We start from the raw sequence: 14,379 nt of genomic DNA on the forward strand, positions 1-14,379 counted from the left end.
GAGGTGTTCAGCGCACAGTGAAAAGGGCTGGGGTGTCGCTTTTCCCCGGGAATCCCGGGGTTGTCAGACCGTATGCTGAAGGTGGAGATTTTTACGGTCACCACTGTAGGAGGGACACACAATGAGCTTGTTCAAGAGCAAGGCCCAGAAGCAGACCGAGCACGCCAGGAAGAACGCCGAGTCCAAGGTCGTCAGCGCTGGGGACTGGCTCTCCAGCGAGATCGGGGAGCTCGGGGAGAAGCTGCAGCACGGCGTGCAGGCGGGTGCGTCCGCCCTCGCGAGCGGTGTGGAGGCCACGGGTCCCTACGTCCAGGACGGTCTGGGCAAGGCGCAGAACCTCGGTGAGGACATCAAGCACCGCGGCGAGAAGGCCAAGGCCGCCGGTGCCGCTGCCGCCGCCCCCATGGCCGCGAAGGCCGCCAAAAAGACCGCCGAGGGCCGTGCCGTGGCGCAGGACAAGTACTCCGGCGCCGTGGCCGCGCTGGCCTCCAAGGTCGCCCACGCGGACACCTCGGACCAGTTCGACGCCCTCGTGGCCAAGCTGACCGGTGACAAGAAGACCGTCAAGCGCATCCAGAAGGCCGCGAAGAACTCGGCCAAGGAATACGCCAAGCAGCAGAAGAAGGCCCAGGGTGGCCACAAGGGTCTGCTGCTCCTCGGTCTCCTCGCCGCCGGTGGCGTGGCCGGTGTGGCCGCGTGGCGCGCGTCCCGCCCGGTGCAGGACCCCTGGAAGACCCCCGTCACGGCCTCCCCGCGTGTATCGGCTTCCCCGGTCAACACGAACTCCACGGTCGCCGCCGGCACCGGTGTGAAGGTGGACGACGTCAAGGACCCCACCTCCTCCGCCCAGAAGGCGGGCACCGCGTCCCAGGCCGCCCACCGCGCCTCGGACAGCGTGAAGTCCGTGGCCGAGGACGCCAAGCAGACCGTGAACGAGGTCAAGGAGCAGATCAAGGGCTCCAAGACGGACGACATGGGCACCCCGGACAACCGCTCCAAGCACAACCCGGGCGATCCCAAGCACTGAGCCGGTTCTCGCGCGTCGACCGCGCGTGACCCGCACGACGACGGCGCCGCATCCCTTCGGGGGTGCGGCGCCGTCGTCGTACCGGAATGAACACACGAACCCGTGCATGGCGAGCGCACGGGCTACATGGAAGGAACGCATGAGTCGTTCGCTGCGAACGCACGGGCCGCGCCGGGAGACCCGCGGCCCGTGCGGTGGGACTCAGGAGAAGATGTCGGAGACCGTGTCCCACATCTGGTAGACGCCCAGGATGATGAACAGCACGGCGCAGACCACCAGGACCGCATTGGTGAACACACCGTTGCGCCAGCGCTTGGGCGTGCGGGACGTGTTGAGCAGTCCCAGCAGCGTGACCGCCAGGAACGGCATGAATAGTGCCCCGAGCACGCCGTAGAGCAGGATGAGGAACACGGGCCGGTCCAACAGGAGCAGGAGCATGGGCGGGAACGTGAGCCACAGCAGGTAGAACTTGAAGTACTTCCCGCCGTTGCGGGTGTCCGGGTGGCCGCTGGGCTTCTTGCGGATGTTGCCCCAGTAGTCCGCGAACATGAGGGACACCCCGGACCACACACCCACCACCGAGGAGAACGAGGCCGCCCAGAACCCCACGAGGAACGCGATGCCGATGACGTCCCCGTAGCGGTCGCGCAGCACCCGGTCCAGGTCCAGCAGGCCCTTGTCCCCGGCGCTGATGGCATAGCCGGCGGAGTAGAGGACCTCGGCACCCACCACGAGCATCGCGAGCACGAAGATACCGGTCACGGTGTAGGCCACGGTGTTGTCGAGCTGCATCACGCGCATCCACCGCGGTTGGTGCCAGCCCTTCTCCCGCAGCCAGTAACCGTAAGCCGCGAGGGTGATCGTGCCGCCCACGCCGCCGGCCAACGCGAGCGTGTAGACCACACCGCCCTGCGGGATCACGGGGATCAGCCCGGTAAGCATCTGAGGGATATTGGGCAGGGTGATGATCGCGAGCCCCACCATGACCAGGAACATGATCCCCACCATGGCCGCGGTGATCTTCTCGATCACCGCGTAGCGCCCCGCCCACACGATCACGAACCCGATCAGGCCCATGAGGATGGCCCACGCCCACAGGGGCAGGATGGGGAACAGCGCGGCGAGCGGCAGGGCGGAGGAGGACATGGCCGTGGCGCCGTACACGAATCCCCAGATCAGGATGTACGGACCGAAGTACCAGGACGTCCACCGGCCCAGGGAGCGCCAACCCTCGAAAATGGTGCGCCCGCTCGCGAGCGAGTACCGACCGGCGCCCTCCACGAGCACAATCTTCATGATCGTGCCCGCGATGACCGCCCACAACAGGGTGTAGCCGTAGCGCGAGCCGGCGGTCAGCGTGGCCACCATGTCCGCGGCACCCACGCCCGTGGCCGCCACCACGAGACCGGGACCGATCAGCTGCCACCGTTTGACCTTCTCCAACGACTCATCGGGGTCGATGGACGGAAGGGGTTGCAGCGGGGTCTTGTCGCGCATCGGGGGCTCCACACTTCGGGCATGAATCAGGTCACAGTTGTGCTCATGCAGTCTTTCACGCCGGGTGCGCCACACTCCTTCGGTGGCGAAGTATGGATGGTGTGTCCCCGCCGGGGACCGGGGACGCGCACGCAAGGCCGGGGACAGGAGGAACCGGGCCAGGACGAACCGGATGAAAGCGGATGAGCACGGACCAGGAACAGGCCCGGCACGAAGGAACCCCCGGGGACCGGCGCTGCGGTCCCCGGGGGTTCTCGGATGTGGAGCCTAGGAGATTCGAACTCCTGACATCCGCCTTGCAAAGGCGGCGCTCTACCAACTGAGCTAAGGCCCCGTGTTCAATTGTGGTGCTGATCCTGCAGAACGCGGATCGCGGTACCGGGACGGTCAGTCCACGGGGTCCACGGCCGAATTCCACGCCTCTCGTTTGGCTTCCGCCTCGCGCCAGGACTTGAAGGCTGCCACGGACAAGCCGGCCAGTGCAGCCAGGGCTGCGATTCGTGCCTTCATGGGGACCCTCCGAACGAGATCATCTCGCGGTTGGCGGGAATTCGATGGGTGGGCGTACCAGGAATTGAACCTGGGACCTCTTCGTTATCAGCGAAGCGCTCTAACCGTCTGAGCTATACGCCCTCAGCGTGAACCGCCAGAATCGTCCTCTGATCGGCCACGCCAAGACTTTACCGGAGTTTCATCCGCCGCACAAAATCGGGCGGACCGCGGGATCAGTCGTCGGTCAGGGTCACCCCGATGCCCCCGATCAGGGACGCCGCGATGTTGTACACGAGCGCCCCGAGCACGGACAGCACGGTCAGCAGGATGACGTTGACCACGGAGATGATCGTGGCGAACAGGGCCACGTTGCCGAGCGAGAGGAACCGCTTGATGTCCGCTCCCCCGGCGCTGCCGCCGAGCATGGACAGCAGTTCGTTGATCCCGTCGAACAACCCGGTGAGGCTCAGCACGATCCACAGCACCAGGGACGCCACGACCGTGATGATCCCGAGCGCCACGGAGAGCAGGAAGGCCAGCTTGAGCACGGACCACGTGTCCACCTTGGACACCACGAGCCGTGCGCGGCGCACCTTGGCCCGGGGGGCGGGTCGCACGAGTCCCTTGCCGGAGCTCTTGGCGCTCTGCGGGGACGGCTTCTGGGGGGAAGAAGTCTTCACGGGCTGGCCCGCCTTCGAGGCTGAGCTCGCGCTCATGCGTCACCTCCGTTGTCGTTGTGCTCCAACGCTACTGCATCGTCGTCACCGACCGGCGCAGCGGCGTCGGCACCGTCCTGGCCCGCGGGGACGTCCGCGGTCGTGGCTTCGGGGGAGTCCATCGCGGAGCCGGGGGCGACGTCGCTCGGCCCGGTGGCCTCGGCGGCATCCTCCTCCGCGACCTCCTTCTCGATCTCCCGCTCGGCGTTGCGGGCGACCCCCACGATGGCGTCGTTGGGACCCGGCTTGGCGAAGATCACACCCATCGTGTCACGGCCGCGGGCGGGGACCTCGCTCACGTTGGAGCGCACGACCTTGCCGCTCTCCATGACCACGAGCACCTCGTCGTTCTCGCCCACGATCAGCCCGCCCACCTGGCCACCGCGGACCTCGGCGAGTTTGGCAACCTTGATGCCCAGGCCACCGCGGCCCTGCACGCGGTACTCCTGGACGCTCGTGCGCTTGGCGTAGCCGCCCTCGGTCACCACGAACACGTAGGAGTCGTCGCTGACCACGTTGGCGGAGAGCAACTCGTCCCCGGGGCGGAACTTCATGCCCGTGACACCGGAGGTCGCGCGACCCATGGGGCGCAGGGCGTCGTCGTCAGCGGTGAACCGCAGGGACTGGCCCAGGCGCGAGATCAGCATGACGTCGTCGTCGGTGTTCACGAGCATGGCCGAGACCAACTCGTCGTTCTCGCGCAGGTTGATCGCGATCACGCCCGCGGAACGATTGGTGTCGTAGTCCGTGAGCCGCGACTTCTTGATCAACCCGTTGCGGGTCGCGAGCACGAGGTACGGGGCGTCCTGGTAGGAGTGCAGCTCCATGACCTGGGCGATGCGTTCCTCGGGCTGGAACTCCATGAGGTTGGCCACGTGCTGGCCCTTGGCGTCCCGGCCGGCCTCCACGAACTCGTAGGCCTTGACGCGGTAGACGCGCCCGAGGGTCGTGAAGAACAGGATCCAGTTGTGGGTGCTCGTCACGAAGAAGTGCTCCACGACGTCGTCGCCGCGCAACTGCGCGCCCTTGATGCCGCGGCCACCTCGGTGCTGGGCGCGGTACTCGTCCGCGCGGGTTCGCTTGACATAGCCGTCGCGCGTGATGGTCACGACCACCTGCTCCTGCGGGATGAGGTCCTCCATGGAGACGTCCCCGTCGAAGCCGTAGAGCACCTCGGTGCGGCGGTCGTCACCGTAGTGGTCCACGATGCCCTGCAGTTCCTCCGAGATGATCTCGCGCTGACGCTCCTCGGACGCGATGATCGACTCGTACTCGGCGATCAACCGCTGCAGCTCGGCGTGCCGGTCCTGGATCTTCTGCCGTTCGAGCGCGGCCAGGCGGCGCAACTGCATGTTGAGGATCGCCTGGGCCTGGGCCTCGTCGATCTCGAGCAGCTCCATGAGCCCGGTGCGTGCCTGCTCCACGGTGGGCGAGCGCCGGATCAGGGCAATGACCTCGTCTAGGGCGTCCAGGGCCCTGAGCAGGCCGATCAGGATGTGCGCTTCCTCCTGCGCCTGCTTGAGGCGGTACGTGGTGCGCCGGACGATGACTTCCATCTGGTGGGTGACCCAGTGGTGCACGAACGCGTCCAGGGACAGCGTCCGGGGCACCCCGTCCACGAGCGCGAGCATGTTCGCGGAGAAGTTCTCCTGCAACTGCGTGTGCTTGTAGAGGTTGTTGAGCACGACCTTGGGTACGGCGTCCCGCTTGAGCACGATCACCAACCGCTGACCCGTGCGCCCCGAGGTCTCGTCGCGCATGTCGGCGATGCCCTGGACCCGCCCTTCCTTGACGAGGTCCGCGATCTTGATGGCCAGGTTGTCCGGGTTGACCTGGTACGGCAGCTCCGTGACCACGAGGCACGTGCGGTTGTGGATCTCCTCCACACTGACCACCGCGCGCTGCGTGATGGAACCACGACCGGTGCGGTAGGCCTGTTCGATGCCCTTGTGGCCGAGGATCTGCGCCCCGGAGGGGAAGTCCGGACCCTTGATCCGCTTGATGAGTTCCTCGAGCAGGGTCTCGCGGTCCACGTGCGGGTTCTTGAGGTACCACTGCACGCCGTCCGCGACCTCGCGCAGGTTGTGCGGGGGGATGTTGGTGGCCATGCCCACCGCGATGCCGGAGGAGCCGTTGACCAGCAGGTTGGGGAACCGCGCGGGCAGCACCACGGGTTCCTGCTGCTTACCGTCGTAGTTGTCCTGGAAGTCCACGGTGTCCTCGTGGATGTCCTGGACCATCTCCATGGCCAGAGGCGCCATCTTGGTCTCAGTGTACCGGGGGGCCGCGGCGCCGTCGTTACCGGGGGAACCGAAGTTGCCCTGCCCCAGCGCGAGCGGGTAGCGCATGATCCAGTCCTGGATCAGTCGCACCAGGGCGTCGTAGATCGCGGAGTCACCGTGCGGGTGGTAGTTGCCCATCACGTCGCCCACCACGCGCGCGCACTTGTTGAACGAACGATCGGGGCGGTAACCGCCGTCGTACATCGTGTAGAGCACCCGCCGGTGCACGGGCTTGAGACCGTCCCGCACGTCCGGCAGCGCGCGCCCCACAATCACCGCCATGGCGTAGTCCAGGTAGGAGCGCTGCATCTCCGTCTGGAGATCGATCTGCTCCACGCGGTCGCCCGTGATCGCCACCTCGTCGGTCACGACGCCGTCGCCGGCCTCGGGTGCGTCCTGCGGGTCCACGGGGCCGTTGCCGTCCTGCGTCTCGTCACTCATGGGTTGCTGTTTCCTTCTCTCGTCCCCGGGATCATCGTTCATACTCGCGCCGGAATATTCCGGGCGTCACATGCTCAGATGTCCAGGAAGCGGATGTCCTTCGCGTTCTGCTGGATGAACTCGCGGCGGGACTCCACGTCCTCGCCCATGAGGACCGAGAACACCTGGTCCGCCGCGGCGGCGTCGTCCATGGTGACCTGCAGCAGCGTGCGGTGCTCCGGGTCCATGGTGGTCTCCCACAGCTCGGTGTAGTCCATCTCGCCGAGGCCCTTGTAGCGCTGGATGCCGTTGTCCTTGGGCAGCCGGCGGTTCTCCGCCAGCCCCTTGGCCAGGGCGGCATCGCGCTCGGCGTCCGAGAACACGTAGTCGTGCGGCGCGTTGGACCACTTGATGCGATACAGCGGCGGCTGCGCGAGGTACACGTACCCGTGCTCGATGAGCGGACGCATGAACCGGAACAGCAGCGTGAGCAACAGGGTGGTGATGTGCTGACCGTCCACGTCCGCGTCCGCCATGAGCACGATCTTGTGGTAGCGGGCTTTCTCGATGTCGAAGTCGTCACCGATCCCCGCGCCGAAGGCTGTGATCATGGACTGCACTTCCGCGTTGGACAGCGCCCGGTCCAACCGGGCCCGCTCCACGTTGAGGATCTTCCCGCGCAGCGGCAGGATCGCCTGGTGCGCGGGATCGCGGCCCTGCACGGCGGAACCACCCGCGGAGTCACCCTCCACGATGTAGATCTCGGAGACCGTGGGGTCCTTGGACGAGCAGTCCTTGAGTTTGCCCGGCATGCCCCCGGACTCCAGCAGGCCCTTGCGTCGTGTGGTCTCGCGTGCCTTGCGCGCGGCCAACCGCGCCTGGGACGCGTAGATCGCCTTGCGGATGATGTCCTTGGCGGGGTTGGGGTTGCGCTCCAACCACGCCCCGAACAGGTCGAACATCTCGCGTTGAACGAAGGTCTTGGCCTCCGAGTTGCCCAGCTTGGTCTTGGTCTGCCCCTCGAACTGGGGTTCCGCGAGCTTGATCGAGATCACCGCGGTGAGCCCCTCGCGCACGTCCTCGCCCGTGAGGTTGTCGTCCTTGTCGCGCAGCAGCCTGTTCTCCCGCGCGTAGCGGTTGATGAGCGTGGTCAGCGCGGTGCGGAAGCCCTCCTCGTGGGTGCCGCCCTCATGGGTGTTGATGGTGTTGGCGTACGTGTGCACGGACTCGTTGAACGCCGTGGTCCACTGCATGGCCAGCTCCAGGGACATCTTCTTGTCCGGGTCGTCCACCTCGAGCGAGATGACGTCGTCGTGGATCAGATCGACCTTCTTGGCCGAATTCAGGAACGTGACGTAGTCCAGCAACCCGTGCTCGTAGCAGTAGACCACCCGGCGGGCGCCCGCGTGGGCGTGGACAGCGGCGTCGTCCGCGCCGACCGTCCCTCCGTCCTGTCCCTCGACCGGACCGGAGGCGTCCACGGGGGACTCCCCCGCGATCTCCTCACCGGTCTCGTCCGTGACGCGCTCGTCCGTGAGCGTGATCCGCAGACCCTTGTTGAGGAACGCCATCTGCTGGAACCGCGCCCGCAGGGTCTCGAAATCGAAGTCCACGGTCTCGAAGATCTCGGGGTCCGGGTAGAAGACCTGGGTGGTCCCGGTCTCGTCCGTCTGCTCGCCGCGTTCGAGCTCACCCTGGGGGTGGCCGCCGTTCGCGAAGCTCATCCGCCAGACGTAGCCCTGCCGGCGGACTTCGGTGTCCACACGCCGGGACAGGGCGTTGACCACCGAGATGCCCACGCCGTGCAGACCGCCGGACACGGCGTAGCCACCGCCGCCGAACTTGCCGCCGGCGTGCAGGATGGTCATCACGACCTCCACGGTGGGCTTGCCCTCCGTGGGGTGCATGTCCACCGGGATGCCGCGGCCGTTGTCGCTCACGCGCACGCCGCCGTCCGACTGGAGGGTCACCTCGATGTGGTCGCAGTACCCCGCGAGCGCCTCGTCCACGGAGTTGTCGACCACCTCGTAGACCAGGTGGTGCAGGCCGCGGGGGCCAGTGGAACCGATGTACATCCCCGGGCGCTTCCTGACCGCCTCGAGGCCTTCCAGAACGGTGATGTCGCTCGCACCGTACTCGTGCTGTAGGGGATCCTCTGTAGCCACGGGGTCTCCGGTCCTCCTGCGTAATCGATGGCGATCATCACCCGGCCCATATGAATACAGCCGATGAGACGGCTCGCGGCTCATCGGCTGGCGGGACGGGAAGATCTTTGGCTTCCCATTCTACCGCATGAAGCGCTGGACGGCCCGCAGACGCCCCGGAGCCCCGCCGCGCTGGGTGGACCCATTTTCGGGGTGCGGTGCGCCTCGCGCGCTTCTGGCGCGTTTTTGGCGCTTTCAGCTCACCCGTAGGTGTCCCGCGGCCCCCTGCCCTGCACCGACCAGCGCCCCCGTTTCCAGCTCGGCCCCACGGGACCGTGGATCTCGAGCCGCGTGACGATCCCCTCCCCCAGCTTGTCCGAGAACTTCCTGATGATCTGGGGTTGGATCAACCGCAGCTGGGTCGCGTAGGCCGTGGAGTCGCAGCGCACGCGCACCACGGTGTCCTCGAAACTCTCGGGCCACGTGTGCTCAGCGTTGCGCGCCCCCACGAGGGACGGCCAGTCCGCGAGCACACTGCTCACGTTCACGGGCGTCTTCCAGCCCCTGTGGGTCATCAGCGCGTCCACCACGGTGGACAGCGCTCGGGGGTCCCGCGCGGAACGCCCCGGTCCCGAGAAGCCCCCGAGCTGCCGCGGATCCACGCCGTAGCGGTCCCGCGCGCGCAATGCCGGGGAGCCCGTTCCCTCCTCCATGGCCGTGCCGAAAGCGCGCATGTTCTTGGCCGCGGCCGCCTTGGACAGGGGCGTGTCCCCGCGGTCGCGGGCGGCCTTCCGGGCCCGTTGCAGGGCCACGGCCGCCGCGTCCACGACGTCGCGATGCACGGGCTCGCTCACGGCTGCTCCGCCTGGGGAGCGTTCTGGTTCCCGCCGGACCCGGGCTCGGGTCCGGACTCGGGCTCGGGCTCGGCCGACGACGCTGCGCGGTTCCATACCGCCCCCGGCTCTACCTCGATCACCGTGGGCGAGTCCTCGAGCAGCGCCGCGGGTAGGTCCTCGTCCACCGCGGCGGTTACGAGCACCTGCTCGGCCTGCCGCACGAGCTCGGCCAGGCGGCGTCGACGGCGCGCGTCCAGTTCCGCGAACACGTCGTCCAGGATCAGCACGGGCGCCGAACCCCGGGCCGGATCGTCGGCGAGGTGGACATACCACGAGCCCAGGCGGAGGGCCAGGGCCGTGGACCAGGTCTCCCCGTGGGACGCGTAGCCCCTGGCGGGGGTGTCGCCCAGCCGGATCACGAGGTCGTCCCGATGCGGTCCCACCAGGGTGATCCCGCGATCCCGCTCATGACGTGCCATGCGCTCGAAGGCATTCATCATGAGCTCGTAGAGGTCCGTGACCGAGAAGTGTTCGAGCGCTTCCTGATCGGCACCGGGTGCCACGGACGAGCTCTCGTAGCCCAGGGACACGTGCTTGGGTCCGTCCGTGAGCTGTTGGTATGCCCGGTCCACCTCGGGCTCCAAAGCCTTGAGCAACTGCAACCGCGCACCCATCACGGCCGCGCCGGCGCGCGCGAGCTGGTCGTTCCACACCGCGAGCGTCGCACGATCCGAGTCCGAGAACCCCCGGGAGCGCCGCGCCGATTTCAGCAGGGCGTTGCGCTGCTTCAGCGCCCGGTCGTAGTCCGAGCGCGCGGCACCGAGCACCGGCCGCATGGCCGTGGCGAGATCGTCCAGGAACCGCCGCCGGTGGGATGGATCCCCCTTAACCAGGGTCAGGTCCTCCGGGGAGAACAACACGGTGTGCAGGGTCCCCAGGGCCTCACGGGCGCGGACCGGGGCCGCCCGGTTGATCCGCACGCGATTGGCCCGCGCGGCGTTGAGTTCGTACTCGAGGACCGTGCGCTGTCCCCCGCGGTTGACGCGTACCCGGATGATCGCCTGGTCCGATCCCGTGGTGATGAGCGGTCCGTTGCCCGACACGCGGTGGGAGCCCAGGGTCGCGGCCCAGTCGATCGCTTCCACGATATTGGTCTTGCCCACACCGTTGGATCCCACGAACACCGTGAGACCCGGGGCAAGTGGGAGGTCCAGACCGGGGTAGGTCCGGAAGTTGGCGAGCGACAGGTGGTCTACGAACACACGATCACTGGTTGGGCAGACGCACCGGCATGAGCAGGTACTTGTAGTCCACGCTGTCCTCGCCGTCGGGCTCGCTCTGGGCCGAGAGCACGGCCGGCTTCGGAGGGGCCGTGAACGAGAACCGGACGTAGTCGGAGTCGAACGCGTGCAGTCCCTCGGAGAGGTAGGTGGGGTTGAAGGCCACGGTGATGTCGTCCCCGTTGAGCTGGGCGTCCAGAATTTCGGACGCCTGGGCGTCCTCCCCGGTTCCCGCGTCGAGCGCGACCCGGGACTCGCTGAACGCGAGCCGCACGGGGGTGTTGCGTTCGGCTACGAGGGACACGCGGCGCACCGCTTCCACGAGTTCCGAGGTCTTCACCACGGCGGTGATCGGTGTGTGATCCGGGAACAGCGAGCGGATCTTGGGGTACTCGCCGTCGATCAGCAGGCTCGTGGTGCGTCGTCCGCCGGATTCGAATCCCACGAGTTCCGTGTTCTGAGCGAGCGCGATGTTCACGTCCCCGGAGGATCCCAGGGTCTTGGCGATGTCGTTGAGCGTCTTGGCCTTGATCAGGGCCGCCGTGGAGATCGTGGGATCGGAGGGCCGCCAGGTCAGTTCCCGCATGGCCAGCCGGTAGCGGTCGGTGGCCAGCAGGGTCATCTTCTCGCCCTCGATCTCTATGCGGATGCCCGTGAGGATCGGCAGGGTGTCGTCCTTGGACGCCGCGATGTTGACCTGTGCCACGGCGTGCGCGAACTCGTCCCCGGCCACGACGCCGGACAGGTCTGGCAGTCCGGGCAGCTGGGGATAGTCGTCCACGGGCATGGCCGCGAGGTTGAACTTGGCGGAACGGCACGTGAGGGTGACCTTGCCGCCGTCGGCCTCGAGCTGCACGGGAGCGGAGGGCAGCGAGCGGCAGATGTCCGCGAGCAGACGGCCGGAGACCAGGGTGGTGCCCTCCTCGAGGACGTCCGCGCTGATGGTCAGGCGCGCGGAGATCTCGTAGTCGAAGCTTGCGATGGACAGCGAACCGTTCTCCGCCTTGATGAGCAGTCCGGACAACAGGGGGACGGGAGGCCGCGGTGACAGCGAACGGGCAGTCCAGGTGACTGCTTCAGCCAGTACGTCGCGCTCGACCGAGAACTTCACGGGGTGCCCCTCTTTGGTTCGGAACCGAAGTGTTTTGTCTGCATGGTATCCGGCTGCGAGGACGTCATCCGAACCCCCCGGATCGTCGGGTTCGGACAGGATCCGCCCGTGGCGGTTCCTGGATTCTTGTAATTACAGAGATCCCGGGGACCCGTTCGGTCAGGGAGGACCGGATTTTTGTTATTCGGTCGATCTTTTCTTAAGGGGTAGAAGTGTTAATAACCCCTGTGGACTCTGTGGATAACTGCCTGTTCCTCAGGAATCCCGCGGTTCGAGGGTGTTGATCCGGTGTGGACGATTGTGGATTGCCTTGTGCGTGCCGAGTGCACAACTTCCGCGTGATTCCGCGGATTCCACAGGCTCGCCCACCGATGCGCGGCGGTTGTCCACCGCCTGTTCTGCGTTGTCCACAGATTTTTCCACACGGCGTTGAGCAGGACTGTGCACAGCGCGTCCACACCCCCGAATTTTCCTGTGCACCGTGGGCGGCGAAAGCAGTGGATCCGCGGGCTCGGCCTGTGGACGAATCACAAGAAGAACGGGCCCCCGGAACCGTGTTCCGAGGGCCCGTCTCCGGGTATCGCGTGATCGGGGCGGGTCTTAGCCCTCGCGCGATTGTTGTTTGATCCGGTTGGTCAGCTCCGTGACCTGATCGAAGATCTGCCGGCGTTCGGCCATGAGCGTGCGGATCTTACGGTCCGCGTGCATGACCGTGGTGTGGTCCCGCCCGCCCAGTTCCTGACCGATCTTGGGCAGGGACATGTCCGTGAGTTCCCGCAACAGGTACATGCCGATCTGGCGCGCGGTCACCAGGGTGCGCGTGCGGGACTTGGACTTCAGCTCGTCCAGGGTGATGTTGAAGAACGCAGCGGTCTGCCCCAGGATCGAGGCCGCGGTGATCTCCTGTCCCCCGTCGTCGGTGATCAGATCCTTCAGCACGAGCTCTGCGAGCGGGAGATCCACCGGTTGCTTGTTGAGGGACGCAAAGGCCGTGACCCGGATCAACGCCCCTTCCAGTTCGCGGATGTTGGTGGAGATGTGGGAGGCGATGTACTCCATGACATCGTCCGGGGCGTCCATCCCCTCGCTGATCGCCTTCTTGCGCAGGATCGCGATCCGGGTCTCGAGCTCGGGCGGCTGCACGTCCGTGATCAGTCCCCACTCGAAGCGGGAGCGCATCCGCTCGGCGAATCCCGTGAGCTGTTTGGGCGGCATGTCCGAGGTGATCACGATCTGCTTCTCGTGATTGTGCAGCGCGTTGAAGGTGTGGAAGAACTCCTCCTGCGTGTGCTCCTTGCCCGCGAGGAACTGGATGTCATCGATCAGCAGCAGGTCCACGTTGCGGTAGATGCCCTTGAAGGACGAGCCCTCGTCGTCGCGGATGGAGTTGATGAAGTCGTTGGTGAACTCTTCCGAGTTCACGTACCGCACGCGCAGCTTGGGGTAGAGCCGCTTGGCGTAGTGCCCGATCGCGTGCAGCAGGTGGGTCTTGCCGAGACCCGAATCCCCGTAGATGAACAGCGGGTTATATGCCTTGGCGGGGGTCTCTGCGACCGCGAAGGCTGCGGCGTGGGCGAACCGGTTCGACTGGCCGATCACGAAGGAGTCGAAGACGTACTTGGGGTTCAGCCGGGCGGAACTGTCCCATTCCGAATCCGCCGGGCTGGTGTCCGAACCGTTGCCGGTGCTGAGCACCTCGCGCTGTTGCGGCACCGGGGGCGCGGCTTCGGGTAGGCGGCGCGGGGGCAGATCGTCGTACTCGCCGGCGCCGTCGCCGGGCTCGGTGGTTGCCAGGCCGGCCGGGGAGCGCGAGACGCTCTCGCCCGACGGCGCATCGCGGCCGGGAGCGGGCTGGAAGGACCCGGGCGTACGTTCGGCTTCGAGCTCGTTGAGCGAGGGGATGGTGCGGTCGGAGGACCGTGCGTCGGTCGCGGCGCGCGTGGTGGGCGGCTGGACCTCGAGCTCGGGGTCCACGACGAATGCCACGAGCGTGTCCGCTCCCAGGACCCGGCCCACGCTCTCGTCCAGGATCTCGGACATGGGGCGGTTCTGTAGGAATTCCCGCGTGGCCTCACTCGGGACCGCGATCAGCAGCGTGGTGCCCATCAGGCCGCGGGGTTCACACACCGCGATGGTCCCGCGTGCCCGTCCCGTGACCCGCGGGTTCTCGTTCATGACGCGGACGCACTCTGCCCATTGCTCGAGCAAAGCCCTGTTGTCCTGCTGCATGAACGACTCCTGACGTGAGATACGGGGAAGCCCCAGTTTTCCACAGACTTGTACACAGCGGTGGATAACTTCGTGGGGGCGGCCGCAAACCTCAGCCTAGAGCATGGTTCCGGGCTCGTCATAGCCCGTTGGAGCCGGTGCACAGAACTACAACTGTGTAGTTCCCACCTGGGGATAACTCGCTCCGGCGGGGTGTGATCCGGCGCTTTTCCACATGCTCCCGGGAGGCGGTGTACACACTTGTGGAAGGACGCGGCCGCCCGTCCGGCAGCCCACCGGACCGCCGATCGTAGTGTGCGGCAATTTGACCGGTGTGGCCCTTTTGACTACTGTGAATCAGTCTTG

General features: G+C 66.7%; 10 protein-coding genes and 2 tRNA genes. 1 reads left to right on the plus strand and 11 read right to left on the minus strand.

What is annotated here, in order from left to right; translation table 11 throughout:
- Window positions 1-121: 121 nt before the first annotated feature.
- Window positions 122-1,027, plus strand: a complete 906-nt coding sequence (locus RF646_RS07855) for a hypothetical protein (protein ID WP_098053827.1) — start codon at window positions 122-124, stop codon at window positions 1,025-1,027.
- A 201-nt stretch (window positions 1,028-1,228) separates the two neighbouring features.
- Here RF646_RS07855 and RF646_RS07860 read toward each other — a convergent pair whose 3' ends face one another.
- From RF646_RS07860 to dnaA, 11 genes are all read right to left on the minus strand, one after another.
- The gene (locus RF646_RS07860; RefSeq protein ID WP_064845492.1) at window positions 1,229-2,524 is read right to left on the minus strand and encodes an Nramp family divalent metal transporter; all 1,296 of its coding nucleotides are present in this window, start codon (window positions 2,522-2,524) and stop codon (window positions 1,229-1,231) included.
- Between the two features lie 261 nt (window positions 2,525-2,785).
- A tRNA-Ala gene (locus tag RF646_RS07865) sits at window positions 2,786-2,858 on the minus strand.
- A 53-nt stretch (window positions 2,859-2,911) separates the two neighbouring features.
- Entirely contained in the window at window positions 2,912-3,034 is a 123-nt protein-coding gene (locus RF646_RS07870; protein WP_255359867.1) for a hypothetical protein, read from the minus strand.
- Between the two features lie 49 nt (window positions 3,035-3,083).
- A tRNA-Ile gene (locus RF646_RS07875) sits at window positions 3,084-3,157 on the minus strand.
- Window positions 3,158-3,249: 92 nt separating this feature from the next.
- On the minus strand, window positions 3,250-3,732 hold the full coding sequence (locus tag RF646_RS07880) for a DUF3566 domain-containing protein (RefSeq protein WP_035962792.1): 483 nt from the start codon (window positions 3,730-3,732) through the stop codon (window positions 3,250-3,252).
- Complete coding sequence (gene gyrA, locus RF646_RS07885; RefSeq protein ID WP_368835669.1) at window positions 3,729-6,455, minus strand: DNA gyrase subunit A; 2,727 nt, start codon at window positions 6,453-6,455, stop codon at window positions 3,729-3,731. Before gyrA ends, RF646_RS07880 begins: the two co-directional genes overlap by 4 nt.
- Window positions 6,456-6,529: 74 nt before the next feature.
- Entirely contained in the window at window positions 6,530-8,599 is a 2,070-nt protein-coding gene (gene gyrB, locus RF646_RS07890; RefSeq protein WP_085107213.1) for a DNA topoisomerase (ATP-hydrolyzing) subunit B, read from the minus strand.
- 239 nt (window positions 8,600-8,838) lie between these two features.
- Window positions 8,839-9,432, minus strand: a complete 594-nt coding sequence (locus RF646_RS07895) for a DUF721 domain-containing protein (RefSeq protein ID WP_064845489.1) — start codon at window positions 9,430-9,432, stop codon at window positions 8,839-8,841.
- Window positions 9,429-10,676, minus strand: coding sequence for a DNA replication/repair protein RecF (gene recF / locus RF646_RS07900; RefSeq protein ID WP_167317867.1), 1,248 nt, complete (start codon window positions 10,674-10,676; stop codon window positions 9,429-9,431). The genes RF646_RS07895 and recF overlap by 4 nt, the downstream gene beginning before the upstream one ends.
- 4 nt (window positions 10,677-10,680) lie before the next feature.
- Complete coding sequence (gene dnaN / locus RF646_RS07905; protein WP_144997575.1) at window positions 10,681-11,805, minus strand: DNA polymerase III subunit beta; 1,125 nt, start codon at window positions 11,803-11,805, stop codon at window positions 10,681-10,683.
- 600 nt (window positions 11,806-12,405) lie between these two features.
- Entirely contained in the window at window positions 12,406-14,034 is a 1,629-nt protein-coding gene (gene dnaA / locus RF646_RS07910) for a chromosomal replication initiator protein DnaA (protein ID WP_167317866.1), read from the minus strand.
- Window positions 14,035-14,379: the final 345 nt, after the last annotated feature.

It is taken from the genome of Kocuria sp. CPCC 205261, assembly GCF_040981025.1.
In the GTDB taxonomy this organism is placed as follows: Bacteria; Actinomycetota; Actinomycetes; order Actinomycetales; family Micrococcaceae; genus Kocuria; species Kocuria marina.